Source organism: Paenibacillus sp. FSL R7-0313, from assembly GCF_037969885.1.
Classification (GTDB): domain Bacteria; phylum Bacillota; class Bacilli; order Paenibacillales; family Paenibacillaceae; genus Paenibacillus.
Map to the genome: position 1 here is coordinate 1,378,777 of NZ_CP150219.1, position 20,170 is coordinate 1,398,946.

21 protein-coding genes are annotated in these 20,170 nt (G+C 46.2%); 14 read left to right on the plus strand and 7 right to left on the minus strand.

The annotated features are described in order from the left end of the window. The first annotated feature begins 90 nt into the window (after nucleotides 1-90). Complete coding sequence (locus NSQ38_RS06085) at nucleotides 91-1,548, plus strand: carboxylesterase/lipase family protein (protein WP_339787784.1); 1,458 nt, start codon at nucleotides 91-93, stop codon at nucleotides 1,546-1,548. A 175-nt stretch (nucleotides 1,549-1,723) separates the two neighbouring features. Here the strand turns inward: NSQ38_RS06085 and NSQ38_RS06090 are convergent, their stop codons facing one another. Then, nucleotides 1,724-2,875, minus strand: coding sequence for a VanZ family protein (locus NSQ38_RS06090; RefSeq protein ID WP_339787787.1), 1,152 nt, complete (start codon nucleotides 2,873-2,875; stop codon nucleotides 1,724-1,726). A gap of 234 nt (nucleotides 2,876-3,109) precedes the next feature. On the opposite strand from NSQ38_RS06090, the gene NSQ38_RS06095 reads away from it, so the two are divergent. The 5 genes from NSQ38_RS06095 to NSQ38_RS06115 all read left to right on the plus strand — a co-directional run bounded on the left by NSQ38_RS06095 (nucleotide 3,110) and on the right by NSQ38_RS06115 (nucleotide 6,160). Then, nucleotides 3,110-3,451 carry a zinc ribbon domain-containing protein YjdM gene (locus NSQ38_RS06095; RefSeq protein WP_017691576.1) on the plus strand — a complete coding sequence of 114 codons (342 nt, stop codon included), beginning with the start codon at nucleotides 3,110-3,112 and terminating at the stop codon, nucleotides 3,449-3,451. Nucleotides 3,452-3,605: 154 nt separating this feature from the next. Beyond that, nucleotides 3,606-4,418 (plus strand): class I SAM-dependent methyltransferase, encoded by an 813-nt coding sequence (locus NSQ38_RS06100; protein ID WP_339787789.1) that lies wholly within the window; start codon nucleotides 3,606-3,608, stop codon nucleotides 4,416-4,418. A gap of 109 nt (nucleotides 4,419-4,527) precedes the next feature. Beyond that, nucleotides 4,528-4,785: a hypothetical protein gene (locus NSQ38_RS06105; RefSeq protein WP_074092774.1), complete on the plus strand. Its 258-nt coding sequence runs from the start codon at nucleotides 4,528-4,530 to the stop codon at nucleotides 4,783-4,785. Beyond that, complete coding sequence (locus NSQ38_RS06110; RefSeq protein ID WP_339787792.1) at nucleotides 4,782-4,943, plus strand: hypothetical protein; 162 nt, start codon at nucleotides 4,782-4,784, stop codon at nucleotides 4,941-4,943. Before NSQ38_RS06105 ends, NSQ38_RS06110 begins: the two co-directional genes overlap by 4 nt. Nucleotides 4,944-5,098: 155 nt before the next feature. Continuing rightward, nucleotides 5,099-6,160, plus strand: a complete 1,062-nt coding sequence (locus NSQ38_RS06115; protein WP_036612299.1) for an LLM class flavin-dependent oxidoreductase — start codon at nucleotides 5,099-5,101, stop codon at nucleotides 6,158-6,160. Nucleotides 6,161-6,292: 132 nt separating this feature from the next. Here NSQ38_RS06115 and NSQ38_RS06120 read toward each other — a convergent pair whose 3' ends face one another. After that, nucleotides 6,293-6,952 (minus strand): TetR/AcrR family transcriptional regulator, encoded by a 660-nt coding sequence (locus NSQ38_RS06120; RefSeq protein WP_339787795.1) that lies wholly within the window; start codon nucleotides 6,950-6,952, stop codon nucleotides 6,293-6,295. Nucleotides 6,953-7,201: 249 nt separating this feature from the next. Here NSQ38_RS06120 and NSQ38_RS06125 point away from each other — a divergent pair, with 249 nt between their 5' ends. Further along, the gene (locus NSQ38_RS06125) at nucleotides 7,202-8,017 is read left to right on the plus strand and encodes an SDR family oxidoreductase (RefSeq protein WP_339787798.1); all 816 of its coding nucleotides are present in this window, start codon (nucleotides 7,202-7,204) and stop codon (nucleotides 8,015-8,017) included. 21 nt (nucleotides 8,018-8,038) lie between these two features. Here NSQ38_RS06125 and NSQ38_RS06130 read toward each other — a convergent pair whose 3' ends face one another. Beyond that, nucleotides 8,039-9,346 carry a VWA domain-containing protein gene (locus tag NSQ38_RS06130; protein WP_339787801.1) on the minus strand — a complete coding sequence of 436 codons (1,308 nt, stop codon included), beginning with the start codon at nucleotides 9,344-9,346 and terminating at the stop codon, nucleotides 8,039-8,041. Between the two features lie 104 nt (nucleotides 9,347-9,450). Next, nucleotides 9,451-9,915: a DUF4385 domain-containing protein gene (locus tag NSQ38_RS06135; RefSeq protein WP_047840920.1), complete on the minus strand. Its 465-nt coding sequence runs from the start codon at nucleotides 9,913-9,915 to the stop codon at nucleotides 9,451-9,453. A 96-nt stretch (nucleotides 9,916-10,011) separates the two neighbouring features. Between NSQ38_RS06135 and NSQ38_RS06140 the strand changes: the two genes are divergently transcribed. The 5 genes from NSQ38_RS06140 (at nucleotide 10,012) to NSQ38_RS06160 (ending at nucleotide 15,097) form a co-directional block, all read left to right on the plus strand. Further along, nucleotides 10,012-10,479 (plus strand): YfbM family protein, encoded by a 468-nt coding sequence (locus NSQ38_RS06140; RefSeq protein WP_338589357.1) that lies wholly within the window; start codon nucleotides 10,012-10,014, stop codon nucleotides 10,477-10,479. Nucleotides 10,480-10,615: 136 nt separating this feature from the next. After that, nucleotides 10,616-10,744: a hypothetical protein gene (locus NSQ38_RS06145; protein WP_017691584.1), complete on the plus strand. Its 129-nt coding sequence runs from the start codon at nucleotides 10,616-10,618 to the stop codon at nucleotides 10,742-10,744. A 207-nt stretch (nucleotides 10,745-10,951) separates the two neighbouring features. Further along, a complete protein-coding gene (locus tag NSQ38_RS06150; RefSeq protein ID WP_339787804.1) occupies nucleotides 10,952-12,460 on the plus strand; it encodes a copper amine oxidase N-terminal domain-containing protein in 1,509 nt (502 codons plus the stop codon). Nucleotides 12,461-12,703: 243 nt separating this feature from the next. Next, nucleotides 12,704-14,167, plus strand: a complete 1,464-nt coding sequence (locus NSQ38_RS06155) for a GNAT family N-acetyltransferase (protein WP_339787807.1) — start codon at nucleotides 12,704-12,706, stop codon at nucleotides 14,165-14,167. A gap of 141 nt (nucleotides 14,168-14,308) precedes the next feature. After that, nucleotides 14,309-15,097, plus strand: coding sequence for a glucose 1-dehydrogenase (locus NSQ38_RS06160; RefSeq protein WP_339787810.1), 789 nt, complete (start codon nucleotides 14,309-14,311; stop codon nucleotides 15,095-15,097). Nucleotides 15,098-15,229: 132 nt separating this feature from the next. On the opposite strand, the gene NSQ38_RS06165 is transcribed toward NSQ38_RS06160, so the two are convergent. Genes NSQ38_RS06165 through NSQ38_RS06175 form a run of 3 tightly spaced genes read right to left on the minus strand, consistent with a single transcriptional unit; the run spans nucleotide 15,230 to nucleotide 18,069 of the window. Continuing rightward, nucleotides 15,230-15,688: a GNAT family N-acetyltransferase gene (locus NSQ38_RS06165; RefSeq protein WP_074092765.1), complete on the minus strand. Its 459-nt coding sequence runs from the start codon at nucleotides 15,686-15,688 to the stop codon at nucleotides 15,230-15,232. Beyond that, on the minus strand, nucleotides 15,685-16,605 hold the full coding sequence (locus NSQ38_RS06170; RefSeq protein ID WP_339787813.1) for a D-alanine--D-alanine ligase: 921 nt from the start codon (nucleotides 16,603-16,605) through the stop codon (nucleotides 15,685-15,687). Before NSQ38_RS06170 ends, NSQ38_RS06165 begins: the two co-directional genes overlap by 4 nt. A gap of 12 nt (nucleotides 16,606-16,617) precedes the next feature. After that, nucleotides 16,618-18,069 (minus strand): PLP-dependent aminotransferase family protein, encoded by a 1,452-nt coding sequence (locus NSQ38_RS06175; protein WP_339787816.1) that lies wholly within the window; start codon nucleotides 18,067-18,069, stop codon nucleotides 16,618-16,620. A 673-nt stretch (nucleotides 18,070-18,742) separates the two neighbouring features. Between NSQ38_RS06175 and NSQ38_RS06180 the strand changes: the two genes are divergently transcribed. After that, the gene (locus tag NSQ38_RS06180; RefSeq protein ID WP_036612270.1) at nucleotides 18,743-19,099 is read left to right on the plus strand and encodes a nucleotide excision repair endonuclease; all 357 of its coding nucleotides are present in this window, start codon (nucleotides 18,743-18,745) and stop codon (nucleotides 19,097-19,099) included. Nucleotides 19,100-19,306: 207 nt separating this feature from the next. After that, nucleotides 19,307-20,053 carry a Bax inhibitor-1/YccA family protein gene (locus NSQ38_RS06185; RefSeq protein WP_036612268.1) on the plus strand — a complete coding sequence of 249 codons (747 nt, stop codon included), beginning with the start codon at nucleotides 19,307-19,309 and terminating at the stop codon, nucleotides 20,051-20,053. Nucleotides 20,054-20,170: the final 117 nt, after the last annotated feature.

Sequence of the window (20,170 nt, forward strand, 5' to 3'; positions counted from 1 at the left end):
GGTATGACTACAAACTATACTCAAATAAGTACACATGATATGCACTTACTCGTTAATTTAACCTATTTACGGAGAGGAAGTAGAAGCGGCATGAGAGAACTTCAGGTTCAAACGACATATGGTACCGTTCAAGGCGAACTTTTGCACGATGCAAGTGTATGGAAAGGCATTCCTTATGCGAAACCTCCGGTAGGTGAGCTACGTTTCAAGGCTCCGGTACAGCCCGAGTCATGGGATGGAATCAGACAGGCCACGCAATTTGGACCTGAGAATATACAACCACGAAATCATCAACCAGAAGGCCAGACAGAAATTCCGAATGAGTCAGAAGATAGTTTATATCTGAACATCTGGGCACCTAAGGAAAAAGGAGCAACACCACTGCCGGTCATGGTATGGATTCACGGCGGCTCCTTTGTATCAGGTTCAGGTAGCCAGCCGATGTATGATGGTACACAGTTAGCGGTTCGGGGGGGCGTCATCGTTGTCACGATCAACTACCGATTAGGACCTTTAGGTTTCCTGCATATGGCTCCATTAGGTGATTCATATGTATCCAATGCAGGTCTGTTGGATCAGGTTGCGGCATTACAGTGGGTGAAGGATAATATCTCTGCTTTTGGTGGTAACCCGGATCAAGTTACGGTGTTCGGCGAATCAGCAGGCAGCATGAGTATTGCAGCACTTATGGCGATGCCAGCGGCCAAAGGACTGTTCCAACGTGCCATTATGGAGAGTGGTGCATCCCAGTTCATGCCGGCAGAGCAAGCTTCAGCGTTGCGGGAAGGGATGTTAAAGATACTTGGGGTGGATCGGGACAACCTGCAGAAGTTAAATACAATTCCTGTAGAGCAGATTATTGCAGCCGGTGAAACGGTCAAACAGCAGAGCGGGGCAGGTATGGCATTATTGTTCCAACCTGTATTGGACGGGCATACACTACCTCAGGTGCCACTTCAGGCGGTGAGCGAAGGTTCAGCGCAGGACATTCCGGTGCTGATTGGTACGACACTGCACGAGGGTGCACTGTTCATCCAGCCGCATGTGTCTTATTCAAAAGAGATCGATATGGTTCAGGGCGTAGACTTTATGACGCCAGATCTGGAGAACCGGGTAGCCATCGCGGATAGTTATCCAAAAACGGCAGATGGACAAGCCCAAGTCATGACGGATATGTACTTCTGGCGGTCAGCGCTGCAATATGCTGCTGCACAGCAGAAGTATGCCCCGGTGTGGATGTATCGATTTGATTGGATCATGCCGGAACATCCCTTGTTAAAAAGAGCGATTCACAGTATCGAAATGTTCTTTGTATTTAATACACTGCATGTCCTCAAATTCATGAATGCGGAGCCGGATGAAGCTGCTGCGGCACTTGCCCTCAAGGTACAGGATGCCTGGATTTCCTTTGCCAAGAATGGCCAACCTGAAGTTGCAGGTGTGAACTGGCCTGAATATGAGCAGGATCGTGCGACACTTATCTTCAACCATAAGATTGAGGTCGTACATGATCCGGATGCAGCCAAGCGAGAGCTGTTAGGGTTATAATCCAGGCCGATTATTTGAAATGGATACTCTGAATAACTGCTTTGAGCCCGATCAAAAGAGGACATTCATTCTCAGAATGAACGTCCTCTTTTTGTAATCCGGCTGCTAATGAAGTAAGCAGAACGTAAGCACCAATTAAGGTGACAATACGCATTGCATTGTTATACTCCAAACATTATTTACGAGAGGCACGTGTGCGGGACACCTCATCGAAGTAGAAGGAACGTTTTCCACGGGAGAAGAGTACGATCAAAACATGAACAAAGAGCACGGCGTAGACTAACATATAGATGCCGAATGTTCCCAAGGAGATCCACATTTGATAAGGCTGAAGCATCACATCCTGATGACCTGAAAAAGCATAATCGTTGACCAGGCGAATGATCGTAACGAGCAGCCATGGAACATAGAGTGCGGCAAATCTTTTGAATAACGATTCACTGGTGGGTGTGCCGGTCTGACGATCCACATAGCGGAATCGCAAGATGGCCGAGCCTGGAGTTACCCCATTTCGCACCCAAGGTATGAAGAACAGCACAATGACCATAGCAATGGATGTACTTAGCGCATCACTGATCACATCAGATGCTGTGAAGATCGATATCAGATTCGAAAGGAAGACAACAATGATTCCATCAATAATTAACGCGAGCAATTGAGGCATAGTATACACTCGGTTTTGCTCCACGATCTGTTCGCTCTTCGCCTGAATGCTTGCACGTGATGGGAATAAAGCAAGCAGGATGGGCGCTGTGAAGAATCCAATGACCGCTCCCGAAGTATTCAACAACAGGTCATCCACATCGAAGAGACGGTAAGGACAATTATAATACCCGTAGAATCCGGTGATCTGGGTAATCTCGAAGAATAAGGAAAGCCCGAATCCGCCTAGCAGGGCGTACTTCCAGAAGGATCTCTTTTGAAAAAAATAACGGATATATACACCCAGCGGCATGAGAAGCAGGACGTTAAATAGAACTTGTAAGAAGGCTCTGCCCTGAATCATGCTGAGATAGCTGGAAGGCTGAGACCATACAATGGGTGTTTCCTTCATGATGTCTTTGACAAAAGTGAATGGAACCAGATTGTAGTAGACCGTGTCAGCGGCTTGCTGTGCACAGGTATCTCGCGTAGTCGGAAACGGGAGAATGACGAGGCAATAGGCGGCCAGAATATAAAAGATAAACGAAAAGCTGATGCCAAACCGTGACCAGCTGAAGAAACCGTCTTTACGATAACCATAGATCAACCACGGCACCAGCAGGAACATGGCCGCAACAACAAAGATCAAAAAAGCCGTTTGCACAGGGAAAACATATGAGGACATGAGGTAGGAACTCCTTTGGTATTAAATATAATAACATTCATAGAAACAGAAAAATTCATTTATGGTAGTGCGTATCTATTAGTTACATCATAAGTAGTTACCCTTAAAGTGAGGGAGGCATGAACCTTAAATTTGGTTTAAATCCATCCATGCAGTGACCAAGCGTATGGAATATACCGTCGAAATCCCGTATACTTGCGGGAATGCCAATCGTAGAATGGAGAGTTTATACATATGTCTAATTTGCCTAACTGCCCCAAATGTAATTCAGAGTACACGTATGAGGATGGTAACCTGCTGGTTTGCCCGGAGTGTGCGCATGAATGGTCTTTGGAAGCAGACAATGATAACGCAGAGGATGCAAAAGTAATCCGTGATGCCAACGGAAATGTGCTAAGTGATGGTGATACCGTTACCGTCATTAAAGATCTGAAGGTTAAGGGTAGCTCACTCGTGGTCAAACAGGGCACGAAGGTGAAGAATATCCGCCTGATTGATGGAGATCATGATATTGATTGCAAGATCGACAGCTTGGGTGCGATGAAGTTGAAGTCTGAGTTTGTGAAAAAGATATAAGATAAGATCGAGAAACGTTCCGTTCCGCATTCAATGGGAATTGAACGTTTTTTTGTTTGACAGGAAATATTTAGTAGATATATACTGATTGGAATTTAATTTTTTTGAACATGGATGAGTAGTCTACATATAAGAAAAGGTAGGTGTCAGAGCGATGAAGAGAGATCACATTATTGAATATTATTCCGGGTTTGATGAGTGGGGCAGACTGGAGCGGGAACCAATTGAATTCATCATTAACATGCATTACATTAGGGAACATCTCCCCGCTACTGGTTGTATTCTGGATAATGGCGCAGGACCAGGAAAGTATGCCATGGAGCTTGCAAAGCTGGGGTACCAAGTCACTTTATCGGATCTGACACCTTCCTCCGTGGATACTGCGAGGCAAAAGGCTCAGGAGTTTGGTTTGACACAGCAATTCGATGGGTTCCATGTTCTCGATGCCACTTCGCTCTCCGGTATGGCTGACGAGACGTACGATGCGTCCCTCATGCTGGGGCCGTTATATCATCTACAGACAGACGAAGAGCGGATGGCTGCTGTACGGGAGTTGTACCGTGTGACCAAGCGAGAAGGCGTGGTGTTTGTAGCGATGCAAAGCCGAATGCGCATGAGTATCAATTCGCTGCAATCTCCGCAGCACTGGAAACCGAATGATAACATGGCAGCAATCCATTCTTTTGTGGAAAAGGGTATATTCGATCATCAGGATCAAGGACGATTTACGGGAGCATACTATTTTAATATTCAGGACGTTACACCCTTCATGGAGCAACATGGATTTGAAACCGTTGATTTGATTGGTTCATCCAGCCTTAGAGCGATGCTTACGGACGAGCAGCAGCAATACTGGAAAGAGCGTGGCGAGTACGATGAACTCATGCAATATATGATTGAAGCCGCCAAAGACCCTTCCATATTGGGAATCTCGTCTCATCTGCTGTACATTGGGAGAAAGAAATAATAGACTTACAGGCAATGTTCTAAAAATCTATGTATTTTAGAATGTCAGCCCGTGGAATACTGTTTCCACATGATATAATATTTCTATCTAATGGTCTGGAGGTGTCACTATGCAATGGAAGGAAGTTCAGGAGCGATTCCCTAATGAATGGGTCGTTTTTGAGGCAACCAAGGCGTACTCTAGAGAAGGCCAGCGTTACATTGAAGAGATGGCAGTGATTGATTCATTTGATGATTCTACAAAGGCACTAAAACGTTATGGTGAATTGCATCAGGAAGATCCCAGACGGGAATACTGCTTTTTTCACACTTCACGTCCAGAAGTTGTGGCAAGAGAACGATATGTTGGCATGAGAGGTCCTCGATGAAAATTTCAGATGGAACAACGATTAATGATTTTCAAGTTGAAATAGGAAATATGGATTATGGTTTAGAGATTGACGGAATTCTGGGATTTAATTTTATGAAACAGACCGGTGTTGTAATTAATGCCAACCTGATGGAACTAAGTATAGGTAAGCCATAATCGATAGAAAATAAACATAAAAGTGCCCTCTGGAAACAGAGGGTACTTGTGTTTTTCATCAAAATAGTTCAATATTAAGATACATAACAAAAGGTGACCTACTTACAATAGGTTAGATGAACGACGGATCGCTTCATACCAGGGAGGAACAGACAATGGAAATCGGAATTAGTACATTTGTGGAGACAAATCCGGATGTAAAAACAGGAGAACTTATCAGTCATGCGCAGCGTATTCGGGATGTTGTTGAAGAGATTGTTTTGGCAGATCAGGTGGGTCTGGATGTATATGGCGTGGGAGAACATCATCGTGCTGACTACGCCGCTTCATCACCAGCTGTCATTCTTGCAGCCGCAGCTTCACAGACCAAGAATATTCGCTTGACGAGTGCGGTAACCGTGCTGTCATCGCATGATCCGGTACGGGTATATCAAGATTTTGCGACACTGGACGGCATTTCGAACGGACGTGCAGAGATTATGGCAGGGCGTGGATCATTTATCGAATCGTTCCCACTGTTCGGCTATGATCTGAACGACTACGATGAGTTATTCGACGAGAAACTCGATTTGCTGCTCAAACTGCGTGATTCGGAAAAAGTAACCTGGGAAGGCAAACACCGCCCTTCCTTTAACAATCTGGGCATCTACCCGCGCCCGGTACAGGAAAAACTTCCGGTATGGATTGGCAGTGGCGGTAATCAGGAATCGGTAGTTCGTGCAGGACTGCTCGGTTTGCCACTGGTGCTTGCCATTATCGGTGGTCGTCCGGTGCAATTCGCACCACTGGTGGAACTGTACAAGAAAGCAGCTGCACATGCAGGACATGATGCTTCCAAGCTGACCGTTGCTTCTCACTCTCACGGCTTCATTGCCGATACAACAGACGAAGCCGTGGAGAAATTCTTCCCGCCAGCGCAAGCGGTCATGAACATACTGGGCCGTGAACGTGGATGGGGACACTACAGCCGTGCAACATTTGATGCGGCGCGTAGCCTAGAGGGTGCTTTGTACGTGGGTGATGTGGAGACGGTAGCTCAGAAAATTATTTACCTGCGCAAAGAAGTCGGTATTACACGCTTCATGTTGCACACCCCCCTTGGCACAATGCCGCACAACGAGGTTATGAGAGCAATCGAGCTACTTGGTAAAGAAGTGGCTCCAATCGTGCGTAAAGAAATTGCACGTTGGGAAGCTGAGAACGAAGAGGCACGTTAATCGACTGAAACCGTTACGGAACTAGATAGAGTCAACCAAATAAAGGAGCATGCCCTAGGCGTATTACGCCAATGGGTCTGCTCCTTTTTCGTTTATCTTCTAAAAGTATCTAAAACAGCACAGGTTTAATGCCTATCCATTCGCAGATGTACTCACAAGGGAGTGTATAACCATCGACAACGTATGATCATAGAGGGTTTTGGCAGCTTCTTCGCTCTCAATATGGCCTCCCAAATACAGATGAATAACACCGTGTAAGGGAGCCCAGATCATCCGAACTGCAAGCATGGGATCTTGTACCTGAAGCATTCCCTGTTCAATCGCTACCTCAACCAAGGCAGACACTTGTTTCAGTGCAGTTGCTGTTCCCTGTAAGGTCTCTCCATCTGGTTTGAATTCGGAAAAAGATCCTCCAAACATCAGCTGATAGAAGCTGGATTGAGAAATGCCGAAGTCCCAGTAGACGTGGGCAAGATCACGGAAATATTGTTCGAACGATGCCTGCCGGGGTATAGTTTCAAATCGCTGGGCCATGAGGGAGCAGCCCTCTAAATATAAATGCTTGGCCAACCCTTCTTTTTTGCCAAAAAGGTTATATATGATTTTGGTGGAGCACTCCATGCGTTCAGCTACACGGCGTACCGTGACAGCTTCTGGTCCATGCTCTTGCAGTAAAGCAGCAGCAGCATGCACAATATTTTGTCTCAGATTATCCGAGTGCTGCAGTCTGGCTTCCTGAAAGGTTGTTACCGTATGTGCAGATTCCGTGGAACCCGAATTATGATCCTTCATTGATTTCATCCTCGTAACCGTATTGTTGTTGAACAGAAACTACGTTTCCTTCGCTTATCGTCATTCTACTGTTTTACGCCGGATAACGTCAATTTAATCCGAGTTTAATAAGTAAGCACCACGTTCTAGGTCCGAATTTAACAAATGCATTTGACAGCGTCACGCAATTTGGTTACGATGGTTCTATAAAGAAACAGTGTTTCCAAATGAAAACAAGTGTTTAAATTATGCATAGAGGATGGATGAGAGATGATAAAGGAACAGCATCAATGGGTACTTATTACAGGTGCTTCTTCAGGTATTGGGGAAATTTTTGCACTCGAAATGGCTTCTAAGGGTAAAAATATTGTGCTGGTGGCCAGAACAGAATCCAAACTGAATCAATTGGCAGAGCGAATAGAACGTACATATCAAGTAAGAGCTGAGGTAATCGTATCGGATCTTTCCGAAGTAGAGGCACCTCAGAATGTATATGAGGAATGTCAAAATCGGGGAATACACATCGATATGCTGATCAACAATGCTGGATTTGCTACCCATGGATGTTTTGAACAGGTGGATGGTTCAAGGCAACAGGACGAGATTATGTTGAACGTGCTCGCCTTAACGAACATGACACATCTTTTCTTGCCAGGCATGTTACAGAAGAAAAATGGTGCTGTCATTAATGTGTCTTCGACGGCTGCCTTTCAACCTGATCCGTATATGGCTGTGTATGGAGCAACGAAGGCATTTGTACTTTCTTTTACAGAGGCATTATACGAAGAAAATAGGAAGCGTGGCGTACAGTTTTTGGCACTATGCCCAGGCTCAACCGAGACCTCGTTCTTTGATGTAGTAGGTGCTGATGAAGCCTCGGTGGGTAAACGTGATACCCCTGAGCATGTCGTGGCGGTGGCCATGAGAGCACTCGAGTCAGGCAAACCTTATGCTGTGCCGGGGGCTGGTAATTACTGGACAGCGCAGTTCACCCGCCTCGTGCCACGCAAGTTGATGTTGCGAATCGTAGGAAGTATGCTCCGTCCACGTTCCAAGGATGCTAAACCAGAAAAAGTACAAGCCTGATTAGTGGGTAGGGAGAAAGCTTTAGGCCAAAATGCCTTTGGCCCGAGCTTCCTTTATCCAGTCTGGAAATTCAGTAAGGAGACGATCGTACAATTCTTCATCGCTGATCTTGGAGATGTCGTCGAGAGCAAAAAAGTCAGCATTATCGATGAAACGTCCAGTCATGTCATCGAGTTTCTCGAGAATACCGTAATTGGCTTGGCCTAGGCCAACAAATTGCCAGAATAGGTTTTTGGTTGAGCTTTCGGTAATAAGCCGCATGATTTTCCCTTTTTGACTGACTCCACCATCGCTAAAAAAGATAATATACGTTGGAATCTTCACATCGGGTTCCTCGATCGTATATTTGCGAATGACATCCTGCATCACAGGAGGTTCGTTATTGGTACCGCCTTTGCTTCCCAGCGTATATGTGCGTTCAATATAATTCTCGAAATCCCTGGCGGTGACGCTAGGTGCACGCAAGAAGTCTTTGGCGAAGAACCAGACGTCCAACTCTCCGTTATCATCAAACGCTGATGCAATCGCCAGGATACGCTCGAAGGCCTCTTGCACGATGCCTTTGCGATACAGATGGTACATGGAGCCTGATGCATCAAATACAACGGCAACACGTGCCTGGATAGGTTCAATCTTTTTCTTTTGCAGAGACAGGGTTACTTTACGCTTGAGGAGATCGATTTTGGTCAGGTTAAGCGGCGGATGATTCGTGTTTGGTGCAGCAACAGGTGCCAAGACTTCTGGAGAGGCCGCTGCTACTTCAGCTTGTGCCATGAGAAGAACCTGTTCGGCTTCCGAGGTGTCGTTACTCTCAATTTCAACACCGAATGACTCTGCCAGCGGCTGCAATCCACCAAAGAAACCTCGTCCAATCGCACGAACTTTGAACCCGTCACGATACTTGTAGATTTCAATGAAAATAAGCGCTGTTTCCGCAGTGACCTGCGTGATCTCATAGGTGATCTGTTGGGAACCAGCTTGTACAATCGCCTGACATGCCTGAACATCGGCGAAAGTCCCTCCCGCATCCAGAGTAGCCGTAAACACACATTTTTCCACAGGGGCCTGCCGTAATTGATTAGTATCTAGTACAAACGAGGATTTCAGTTCCTCTGCCTGTTGCAGAAGTACACTTTGATGGGGATCGGCCGTCTGATTATAAAATACAAAATAGTCGTCAGATGGGACCTTTCCCTCTTCGTTTACCATAAAGCAGCTAACATCCAAGGGAGAGGGAGATGATGTACATTGAATGGTTACCTGAAGTTGAGCGCATTCGTTGATGCTGGTATTCTGGCCTGTGTTTAAGTGGACGAGCGAATCTGTCATAATCGGATGCGCCTCTTTTCTCCAATATAATGGTTGAAAATGTACAGTAACAAGATCGATTCTGAGACAAATGTTTCCATAAGTCAATCTTTTCACCGTTGATCCTACGCTTCATCAGACTCGTACTTTTCTCGATGCTCCTTCTTCATCTTCACATAGTCTGGATCCGTCTTCGCAATCTCCCATTGTGCTTTGAATATAGCGGCGGCTTCTGCCTTCACCTTATCATTCTGATAGGGCAGGATCGAGCCATCCTCCTTCGAGTATTTGCGTCCTCCTTTGTGATTCGTATAACGTCTGGCCCGTGTATAGCCCATCTGGAGAAATTTACGAGCCATATCCATGCCAACGAAATCTCCCTTTTTCTTATACTCCAAAAATAGCTCATAGATCTTCTCCGATGACTCTGTCGCAATCTCGGGTGTTTTGAATCGCCAGTGTGGCAGAATCTCGCCCTTGTACGGCTCAACCATCAGCACACCCTGCTCTCCCCGGCCTACGGTGTAGAGCTCAGGATGTTTGCGCAGATCCAACTCATCATAATTGAGACTGTAATCAAATTTTTTCATGTATACACCCTCCTTGATAGGGATTACCCCGATTCTGAACCAACAAGCACGGTTAATGGGGAACAATAGAAGGAATTACACAGGAGGGGTAGCGGTATGGGAATGTCCGGCAGATATCTTGTGGTAACGAAGGAGTTAGTTGAATCCATCAAGTCAGGTGAGATTAGTGTGCATGATTGTGCAGTGGATCTGGATATTGATAAAACGTGGCAGATGCTTCAATTCACGCTGAACGGTAACTTGTTAGAAGGGGAGCCGCCCCTGGGCTATGTGGTGCCTCTAGCAGGTGAGCAGTACTTGGGAAACTATTCGGATATGGATCTCTTCTTGCTCAGTAATGAGCAGGTGCTGGAAGCCTACATGGCATTGGAGCAGCTCACACCGGAGGAATTGAAGCAGCGGTATAGTCTGGACCGGATGATCGCTGAAGGGGTCTATCCTGTCATGGAAGATTGGGATGAGGAAGAGACATTTCAGGAGATCGTTCAGACTGTGGATGATGTCCAGGCCTTGTTTCAGGCCACGGCTGCAAGTGGGAACGGCATCATCTTTTATGTTTTCTAAATGAGCACTAAAATTATGATGGGAATTCTATGGCCGACACTGAGGCAGGTTTGAACTGTGCCTATTCGGGTTATTGATAGACACAAGGCTCAGGCCTTGATGACATGACAATCCGGTAGAAGAGAGGGAATGCGATATGACACAGGATCAGAACGAAGAGAACAAAGCGATTCAAGAGGACGAGCCGGATCAATTCGAGACTCCCGCAACTGCGGAAGATGAAGAAACGGATGAGAAACTCGCAGAAGATCAGGAGCAAGAATAACTCCCAGCATTGCATAATGAAGCAGGATGTTTTATCGAAACATACGATATGCTGAAATATAGATAGACCAGAGGTCGGACATGTTCCGGCCTTTTGGTTTATTTTTTGCGTATCCGTTTACAAGAATTACCTATACCTTCATAATGGAAATGAACCATATTTTTCTAAGGAGGAGTTCATATTACGAATCGGAAGTTAGTCCAATGGATGGCAGTGCCACTAGTACTTTTAATGGTTGTTCTTACAGGATGTCAGGCTGTGGGTGGAGTAGACGTTGGCAAAGCAATGGCCAATGGCGCGAGTATCAAGTCCGGTGAATCCAGACAATCCATGAATATAAACATAGAACCGGCTAAGGAATTTGCTACAGAGAAAGACCTTGAAATGATCGAACTTATTAACTCCATATCCCTGGATATTGATCAAGCCAAAATGAAAGATGCGAAGACAGCATCGATCAAAGGTACACTGAGCATGGAGGGAACAAAGTTACCTTTCCACGTGTCCATGAATGAGTCCCAATTGGTCATTGATCTGGACGGAGCCCAGAAACCGCTGTACATGTCTCTGGATACGTTCCAGGATGCACAGGCGCTTCCGATGGTAGATACGAAGGCTCTGGAGAAACAACTCGAGGAAATTTCCCCGAAACTGTTCTCTTTTGTCCTGAAGCATCTGTCCAATCCGAAGAACATCTCCGTAACACCGGTACAGGAATCCGTGAATGGCGAAGCACTTAGCCTCTCCAAGCTGCATCTGGAAGTTAGTGGTGAAGAGATGCTTGCCATGGTTAAACCATTCCTGACGAGTATTTCGAAGGATGAGCAAGGACTGAAAGACCTGATTGGCGATCTGTACGATGTGTTCTACCCTGTACTGGAAGCAGTGAATGAGGTAGAAGGTGGGGGAGACGACACGCTGAATTCGATCGTTCCTGAATCGAAAGATGAAGCCGTTGCGTCACTATATGCCATTATCAAAGTAGGACTGGACAGCATGCTGGTCAATTATGATCAGGAGCTGAACAACCTGTTGAATGAGACACCTGAATTCAAAACGGTATTTGGCACAGGTACCACACTGAAATTGGATTTCTATCTCGACAGCAAGCTGGATATTCGCAAGCAAAACTTTGAACTGAAAGTAGCGTTGCCGGCTTCCGAAGATCTGCCGGTGAACTCCGTAACCGTAAGTGGAGACAGTGAACAGTGGAATATCGGTGGAACGGTTGCAGTGGATGAAGTGGATGTATCAGGCGGCGTTATGGATCTGATGAAGGATGATATTACGCCTGGACAGATGCTGCGCAATTTTGATTCCAATTCACTGGCATACCAATTGCTGAAAGATGAAGCTGGGATCACGAGTAAAAGTGTAGTGCTCTTCCCGGATGATGAATACGCTGGGGCGATCACGGTTAAGAATACAACATTTGTTCCGCTTCGCTACGTGTCTGAGGAATTGGATGCTGAAGTGAAATGGACCAAAGGTTCAAACCAAATCGTTGTCATTGACGACATCACTGGTGACGAGATTGTCCTGACTGTAGGTTCCAAGAAGGCAACCGTTGCTGGTAAAGAAGTAACCATGGTGGAATCCGCCTATGTCGGCAAGGACGGCAAGACGTATGTGCCGCTGCGCTTTATGGCTGAATCCCTTGGAGCTACTGTAGATAAGGAACAAGAAACAGGCTGGATTTACATTGACCGTCCTTAAGTGAGACGTTGAAGTAGTCCTTAGCATGAGAGGGGATTTCAGAGTATGCCAGATTTCTCGTGATGATCGTGAAAAGAACACCGCAAAAATTCCGTTAGACCATGAACGGGATACGTGTGTCCTTTTGACCCATTACGAGGAGCTTCGGCGTTTCTGAAATGATGAAACGGATCGGGGAGTGCCTCTATTGGAGGTGCTCCTCTTTGTTGTGTCATCCTAAATAAATCCCCAGAGGTGTTGTATATGAAAAGTCAATTGTTCATCCATTCAAACTCCGTTACGTTGCGTCCATTTACGCTTGAAGATCAGGCTGCCGTGTATGCATTAACCCAACAACCTGAAATCACAGATGTCCTGCCAGATTGGAAGATGACCGAGGAGCAGTTGCGTGAATTCTTACAGTTTGTCGTTGGCAGTTACCAACAGTTCAGCCCGGAAGATGTACGCATCCTGCTTGCCGTTGTACACAATAAAGATCAGCGTATCATTGGTTGGTGTGGTGTGTTTCCCAATGACATGCTGGATCGGGCTGACCGTGAAGTGGCTTACGCCATCTCCCGGGATTACCGGAATAAAGGATACATCACAGAGGCTGTGCAGGCGCTAACAGCATATGTATTTGAGCATACCTTGCTGGATCGAATCGTGGGCATTGTGAAGCCGCACAACCAGCCGTCACGCAAAGTTCTGGAGCATACAGGTTTTCATTATATCTCTCGCAGAATGCTTATGGACCAGGAGTGCTATGATTATTTTGAACTGCTCAAAGTAAAGTCCGAACCAGCGCAATTGAAGCAGATGCATTGCACAGTTCGCTTAAGACGAGCACAGCAGGAAGATGCTGTTGTGCTTACAGAGATTTGCACTCGTGCTTTTGATCATGTCATAAAAGTCTGGGCGGATAATGAGAAGGATATCGATAGCAATCTATGCCCGCCTGATTATTCGTCAGTTCGCATGCATCGTTACGTGATCCGTGAATGGGATTATTATGTTGTAGAATCAGATGGATGCGCTATTGGCGGAGTGAGTGTTAACGTGCTTGGACGAAAACATGCCAGGATCGATAAGATCTATATTGACCCTGTATGCCAGGGCCGTGGCGTGGGAACTCAAGTCATGAGGCTTATTAAGGCTGAATTTCCACAGATTGAAACCTGGAAGCTGGAGACCTCAGGTCGGCAGCTGGATAATCATCATTTTTACGAAAAAATGGGATATGTTTGTATCTATGCATCTGAGGATGAGTTTGTATATGAGAAGAACATGTCCGTTGATTCTTTTGATCCAACATGTGATGAGACATTAGCCAAGGACTCGGGTGAGTCGGTGGTTGAATATGTTAAAGCTAATCTGGACTCGGTTCGTTACAGTACCAGTAATCTGACCAATAGTCGGATCACTGACTGCAACCTGAGTGGAAGCAAATTTACCAATTTAAATATGACGAATATATTGCTAGCTGATTTGCGCCTAACCGACAGCAAGATTGAATTCTGTGCTTTGGATGGCGTTCAATTCCAGGACACACACCTTGGATCTGACCGTGTACCTATGCAGTGGGCGCATTGTGATCTTGGGGGAAGTCGTTTTATCGATTGCGATCTATCTGGAGTTCAGTTGGAACAATGTCAAGTGACCGGGATGAAGATCAACGGAGTAGAAGTAGAGGAATTACTTGCAGCCTATGAGGCTATGAAGTCCTGAGGACGAATGCCAGGGCGAATACGGAAGCATACTAATCCGGTTGAGATGCTGGCTGTAACAGATTCTCGTTTGATTAGAATAATTGAGGAAACGGGTATTTATCTATGGAAGATGTCCAAAACAGCAAAGGGAGGTCTATGAATGATGACTGAACGATTTGCGTGTAAAGTGGTCCTGATTACAGGCGGCGGTTCCGGCCTCGGGCGATCAGCTGCTGTGGAAGTAGCACGTGAAGGGGCGAAGCTTGCCTTGGTGGATGTGAACATGAAGGCGCTGGAAGAGACCAAACGTGTAATCTCCGAAGAGATACAGCATGCCGAGTTTCTGTTAATTGAAGGTGACGTAGCCAACGAAGAAGCTGTGAAGAAGTATGTTAGTGATACGGTCAATGAATTTGGGCGTATCGATGCATTTTTCAACAATGCAGGCATTGAAGGCAAGCAAAACCTGATCGAGAACTACGAGACAGAAATGTTTGATAAAGTTATCGATATCAATCTGAAGGGTGTATTTTTCGGGTTGAAGCACGTCCTGCCTGTGATGAAAAAACAGGGCGAAGGATATATTGTGAACTCGTCGTCTGTCGGTGGCATCCGCGCCGTGCCAAACCAGATTGCCTACGGAGCGAGCAAACATGCCGTAGCCGGCATGACCAAAGATGCAGCGATTGAATACGCCGAGCATGGGATCAGCGTTAATGCAATTGCACCCGGAGCCATTCTGACAGATATGGTTATAGGCTCGTTCAAACAGATCAATCCGAATGACTGGGAGTCAGCATCCAAAGAGTTCGTGAAGGACAACCCGGCGAAACGCTTGGGTGAACCGAAGGAAGTAGGGCGTCTCGTTGCCTTCCTGCTGTCTGGCGAAGCACCATTTATCAATGGAGCCATTATTCCGATTGATGGTGCGCAGTCAGCCAAATATTGATCCCATAATCATCAACAGCACATCAATGCGACATAGATATATACTGAAGAACGCCCTTTTTCGCCAAGTTGCGGATTGGGGCGTTCTTTTTTGGGTTTGATATTCAAGGGGGCGTATCCCGTATCCGGCAGGTTAAGTGTGCTGTAAAATCTGCGGCTTTTTGCTAAACCCGGTACTCCCGGCTATAAAGCCCATCTGGCGATAGAATTCATGTGCAGCTTCACGTTCTGGGCGATTGCCACTGTTCAGAGACAAGGAATCCACGTTATGCGTGGCTGCCCATTGCTCAGCTTCAAGAATGAGCTGACGGCCGATGCCTGAGCCTCTGAATTGGTCGTGCACAACCAATGCCAAGATACGGCAGTGTCTTCCATTCTTTTCATACAGATAAGACGTCTGTAATCCGATCAGTCCAACTACGCGTCCGCGTGCTTCAGCAACCAGTGTAGTAAAGTTTGCGTCCGCAGAGATATGGGTATAGCGCTCTTCCATCTCGGCGTACGTGGTGGGATAACCGAGTTGATCCATCAGAATGACCATATCTTGAAGATCTGTAGTGGAGCTATGTCTAATCGTCACATCCAGGCTCATAATGTTGTAGCCTCCTTGGGTCTTTCCTTCAATGAAAGTTCAATAATGGTATCCAGCAGATCTGCAAAAGAAATACCTGCAGCAACTGCACTTTTGGGCAGCAGACTGTTACGGGTAAGACCCGGCAGCGTGTTCACTTCAAGCACATACGGCAAGCCTTCCCGAATCATCATATCCACGCGCGCGTAAACACTGCATTTGAGCACCTGATAACAGGCCAAGGCCGCGGCTTCAACGCGATTGTGAAGGTCCAAAGGCAATTGCACAACCTGCTCATCGGCTCCATGGTCATCGTATTTGGAAGAATAATCGAAAAACTCCGCGTTCGAACGAATGGAGATCACCGGCAGCATCTTACCATCCAGAATGGCACAGGTAATCTCTTCACCTTCGATATACTGTTCAATCATGACCGTATCATCCCAGGCGAGGGCAGCCTCTACAGCAGCGGACAGGGCGGAAGCTTCCTTCACCACTTGGGTACCGATGCTGGAACCGCCTGAATTGGGTTTGACCACCACGGGGTACGTTAATTGTTGAACAGCAATAGAGGACAGTTCCTCAATATGACTCACTCGCAGCCATTCTCCGGTAAGCACACCTGCATGCTGAATGAGTTGTTTGGACATGTCTTTATCCATGCATACACTGCTCGCAAGCACGCCACAACCTGTGTAGGGAATACCCAGGGATTCCAGTGTGCCTTGAACCGTACCGTCTTCGCCGTATTTGCCATGCAGGGCAAGCAGTGCCACATCGATCCCCGCTGACTTGTCGATTAGATCGCGCTTGGTATTCAGCTCAATGGGTACAACCTCGTATTTGTCTCTATTCAGGTTTGCAATCATCTCCTGTCCGGTGAGCAGGGAAATATCCCGCTCTGAAGATGTACCGCCCATAATCACGCCAACTTTCATGTGAAATCCTCCTTATCTCATTTGAGCTGCTGTCTCGCCAATGATGCGAATGCCTTTACGTATATTTTCATCGCTGACTCTGGAGAAACCCAGACGCATCGTGTTTACACCCTGACCGGGTTCCAGATAAAAGGTATCCCCAGGTGTGAACGTTACACCTTTCACTTTACAAGCTCCCAGCAGTTCACGGGTTCTGTATTCGGACGGGAACTGCACGAACAGATGCAGACCACCCGCACCGGAAATCCGGCACATTGGCAGATGCTGCTTCAGGCAACGCACAACCAATTCATATTTTCGCTTATACTCCGTACGAGCTCGCTTCAAATATTTCTCGAAATTACCGTTGCTCAGATATTGATATAATAACGATTGGTCCAGCGTGGAGGTATGGATGCTGCGTGCCCGTTTCATACTCTCCAGATAATCAATCAGCGCCGCATCCGCAATAATCCAACCTACCCGCAGACCTGGGAACAGTACTTTGGAGAAGCTGCCCAGATACACCAGTCCATTGCCTTTCCCCATGCTGGCGATCAGGGGAGATACGTGGGAACCGGAATAGCGTAATTCTTCATTGAATCCGTCCTCAATGATGGGTACCTCATACTTGTTCATCAACCGGATGATCTCTACCCGTTTCGCAGGGGACGTCACAATCCCGGTTGGATTGTGATAGGAGGGCACGAGATATGCCAGATCATATGGACTTGCCTCAAGTTCATGTTCCAGTTGTTTCAAGTCCAAGCCATCCGGCTCCATGTTCACACCGGTCAGGTGGAACTGGTGCAACTTCAGATTTTTGATCGCCGTGTGGTGCGTTGGATTCTCACAGAGCGCTTTTCCGCTTTTTTTACGCAACGCTCCAAGCACCAGATCGAAACCTTCCGTGAATCCGTTGGTGATCAGAATGTCCTTGCCACGGAGGTCGACACCTTTGTTCTCCATATAACGTAGTAAATAGTTCATCAGCGGTCTGTATCCTTGCGCATATCCGTAATTCAGCAGTACTTCTCCTTCAAGTGACATGCGATCCAGAAAAGCCCGTTTCACGTTGTGCAGATCAAACAGCTTTTCATCCGGTGCTATGCTGGTAAACGATATTTCACCGCGCTCTGCTCCGGAGCCATGCTTCATCAGATCGTACTGCTCTGCCTGAATGGCATACTCGCTTACCTCTGTCGTCCAGTCCAGTTTCCAGCTTGCTGCTGCCTCAGGTGTTTCGATGGAGGCACTGACGTAATTGCCCTTGCCTTTGACTGCATAGATCAGTCCCTCATCTTCAAGCTCGGCATAAGCGAGCAGGACCGTGCTGCGACTAACCTTCATGAGTGTGCTGAGTTCACGGGTCGAGGGCAGTTTTTGTTTGGCTTGCAGGCCGCCTTTGAGCATCAATCGCTTCATATAATCTTTGACTTGTATATATACAGGGCGGTCCTCCGTCAGTTGCAGATCGGAATACATCCCATCACTCCCTCTATTGGTATCTTGCCATATTATAAACCCAGCAGAAAGAACCACGATACCTCTGTTTCCCTGAGCGTGTGGTTGGTTGTTCGCACAAACGCAAAAAAGCCCTGGCAGTATGCCGGGGCCTGGTGGTGAAACTTGATCCATTTTCTATAGTACTGCTGCTATAATTTCTACAGTTGCATTGCATGACTAGTCTCTCTAGGATCGATAGCTATCTGACCTTCTACGTGTGTCTATTAACTTCAGTACGACTATAATTGCAGGCTTTCTAGGTGATACTTAAAATCTACAGTGAATCATGAATCTAGGTCTTTCTAAGTTTGCTTGCTGCAAGGGTCGAGTAGATGATGAATCCACAATCTATAAGCTAGGGTTCTTGCTAACTGTACTCTTGTCGTGATCACGTAACAGAATTCAGCATGAAAAAGATATTCAATCATAGGGTACAATAGACGGAGGTAGATATAAAGACGTATGTCTCAGTGCCCAATTTCTTCCTCATACCCCTATAGTACCACTTTGAATCAGGGAAGTTAACCTTTTTTTTGAAATATTTGTCGTAATAGCGAAAATTGCGTGAATTGTACTTCATATAGATTGAAATGGTGTCCCTTTATAATATGTGATAGGATGTAAACCTATAGATAATGAGGAAGTGAGCCTATTGATTAATATTACCGTGCCAACACCGGATGTAACCATCACAAAGCAGGCTGATCCACAGCTTAGCCACATTTATGGATTTACTGATTTTCACCTGATTACCCGGGAACTAGGCGGGATTTTCATGTTTTACAATGCCGCTGGAGAGTTGTTATTTGTCGGGAAAGCACGTAAATTAAGACCACGTATCAAAAAGCATTTTGAAGACACGGTATCACCAATTAAGAATCACCGGGAAGAAGTAACGAAGATTGAAGTATGCCTGGTTGAAGATCCGGTAGATCGTGAAATTTACGAGACGTATATCATCAACACGATGCGTGCGAAATACAATGTAGATAAAGTCTTGTACAAATAAGACACTTAAAAAGCACATGAACATGCAATGTCTGGGACATATGTCCTAATTGTTTCGCCAGTGGTTACGGATGTAATCGAAGGATTGCATCCGATTCCTGCTGGTGCCATCCCGATCTTTTCGAGGGAGTAGCTTGTAGAATTGAACCGTAGTACGCCCAAACTTAGTATCACAGATATATCAAATACATATGAAGAGGTGATTGTGTTGATCGGTCGTAGCGGTAACCCTACACTTAAAGACAGCACGTTTGAAAACAGAGGATATGGAGAAGATCGGTATCAGAATTACATGACGATCAACGGTACGGTTAACAAAGCGTTTATTACGCTTGTGATCCTGCTGGGCAGTGCGTTTGCAACATGGATGATGTTTTTTAACGGACAACAAGTGATGCCGCTCGCTTATGGCGGATTGATCGTTGGTTTCATTCTGGCACTTGTGATTTCGTTTAAACCCGTAGCGGCACCATATCTGGTACCCGTCTATGCTGTGGCAGAAGGCCTTTTCCTTGGAGCACTCTCTGCAACCTATGAGTCCCTGTATAACGGAATTACCTTACAGGCGGCTCTGTTGACCATGGCTGTATTCATCGCTCTGCTGGTGGCATACAAAACCAGATTGATCAAAGCTACGGAGAATTTCAAGCTTGGGGTTGTGGCTGCAACCGGCGGTATCATGATCATGTATCTGCTGAGCTTTGTACTTGGTTTCTTCGGAATTTCGATTCCTTACCTGCATGATAACAGCTTAATCGGCATTGGTATTTCGGTCGTTATTGTCATTGTTGCTGCCCTCAATCTAGTCCTTGATTTCGACTTCATCGAGGGTGGTGCTGAACGTGGTGCGCCCAAGTACATGGAGTGGTACGGTGCGTTTGGATTGATGGTTACCCTGGTATGGCTGTACATTGAGATCATCCGTCTGCTTGGCAAATTGCGGAGCCGGGATTAGTTCTATTCAATTCGTACGAGACGTAAACGTAGTGTGAATGTAAAGTTAAAAAGCCAAAAAGCTAACGCGTGATACTCACGTCGTTAGCTTTTTTTAATTAACCTTAGCTAGGGCTTC

What these genes read in the sequence shown, in the direction of transcription:
- NSQ38_RS06085 (WP_339787784.1), top strand. Translation starts at nt 91, where the DNA reads ATGAGAGAACTTCAGGTTCAAACGACATATGGTACCGTTCAAGGCGAA.
- NSQ38_RS06090 (WP_339787787.1), bottom strand. Translation starts at nt 2,875, where the DNA reads ATGTCCTCATATGTTTTCCCTGTGCAAACGGCTTTTTTGATCTTTGTT.
- NSQ38_RS06095 (WP_017691576.1), top strand. Translation starts at nt 3,110, where the DNA reads ATGTCTAATTTGCCTAACTGCCCCAAATGTAATTCAGAGTACACGTAT.
- NSQ38_RS06100 (WP_339787789.1), top strand. Translation starts at nt 3,606, where the DNA reads ATGAAGAGAGATCACATTATTGAATATTATTCCGGGTTTGATGAGTGG.
- NSQ38_RS06105 (WP_074092774.1), top strand. Translation starts at nt 4,528, where the DNA reads ATGCAATGGAAGGAAGTTCAGGAGCGATTCCCTAATGAATGGGTCGTT.
- NSQ38_RS06110 (WP_339787792.1), top strand. Translation starts at nt 4,782, where the DNA reads ATGAAAATTTCAGATGGAACAACGATTAATGATTTTCAAGTTGAAATA.
- NSQ38_RS06115 (WP_036612299.1), top strand. Translation starts at nt 5,099, where the DNA reads ATGGAAATCGGAATTAGTACATTTGTGGAGACAAATCCGGATGTAAAA.
- NSQ38_RS06120 (WP_339787795.1), bottom strand. Translation starts at nt 6,952, where the DNA reads ATGAAGGATCATAATTCGGGTTCCACGGAATCTGCACATACGGTAACA.
- NSQ38_RS06125 (WP_339787798.1), top strand. Translation starts at nt 7,202, where the DNA reads ATGATAAAGGAACAGCATCAATGGGTACTTATTACAGGTGCTTCTTCA.
- NSQ38_RS06130 (WP_339787801.1), bottom strand. Translation starts at nt 9,346, where the DNA reads ATGACAGATTCGCTCGTCCACTTAAACACAGGCCAGAATACCAGCATC.
- NSQ38_RS06135 (WP_047840920.1), bottom strand. Translation starts at nt 9,915, where the DNA reads ATGAAAAAATTTGATTACAGTCTCAATTATGATGAGTTGGATCTGCGC.
- NSQ38_RS06140 (WP_338589357.1), top strand. Translation starts at nt 10,012, where the DNA reads ATGGGAATGTCCGGCAGATATCTTGTGGTAACGAAGGAGTTAGTTGAA.
- NSQ38_RS06145 (WP_017691584.1), top strand. Translation starts at nt 10,616, where the DNA reads ATGACACAGGATCAGAACGAAGAGAACAAAGCGATTCAAGAGGACGAG.
- NSQ38_RS06150 (WP_339787804.1), top strand. Translation starts at nt 10,952, where the DNA reads ATGGCAGTGCCACTAGTACTTTTAATGGTTGTTCTTACAGGATGTCAG.
- NSQ38_RS06155 (WP_339787807.1), top strand. Translation starts at nt 12,704, where the DNA reads ATGAAAAGTCAATTGTTCATCCATTCAAACTCCGTTACGTTGCGTCCA.
- NSQ38_RS06160 (WP_339787810.1), top strand. Translation starts at nt 14,309, where the DNA reads ATGATGACTGAACGATTTGCGTGTAAAGTGGTCCTGATTACAGGCGGC.
- NSQ38_RS06165 (WP_074092765.1), bottom strand. Translation starts at nt 15,688, where the DNA reads ATGAGCCTGGATGTGACGATTAGACATAGCTCCACTACAGATCTTCAA.
- NSQ38_RS06170 (WP_339787813.1), bottom strand. Translation starts at nt 16,605, where the DNA reads ATGAAAGTTGGCGTGATTATGGGCGGTACATCTTCAGAGCGGGATATT.
- NSQ38_RS06175 (WP_339787816.1), bottom strand. Translation starts at nt 18,069, where the DNA reads ATGTATTCCGATCTGCAACTGACGGAGGACCGCCCTGTATATATACAA.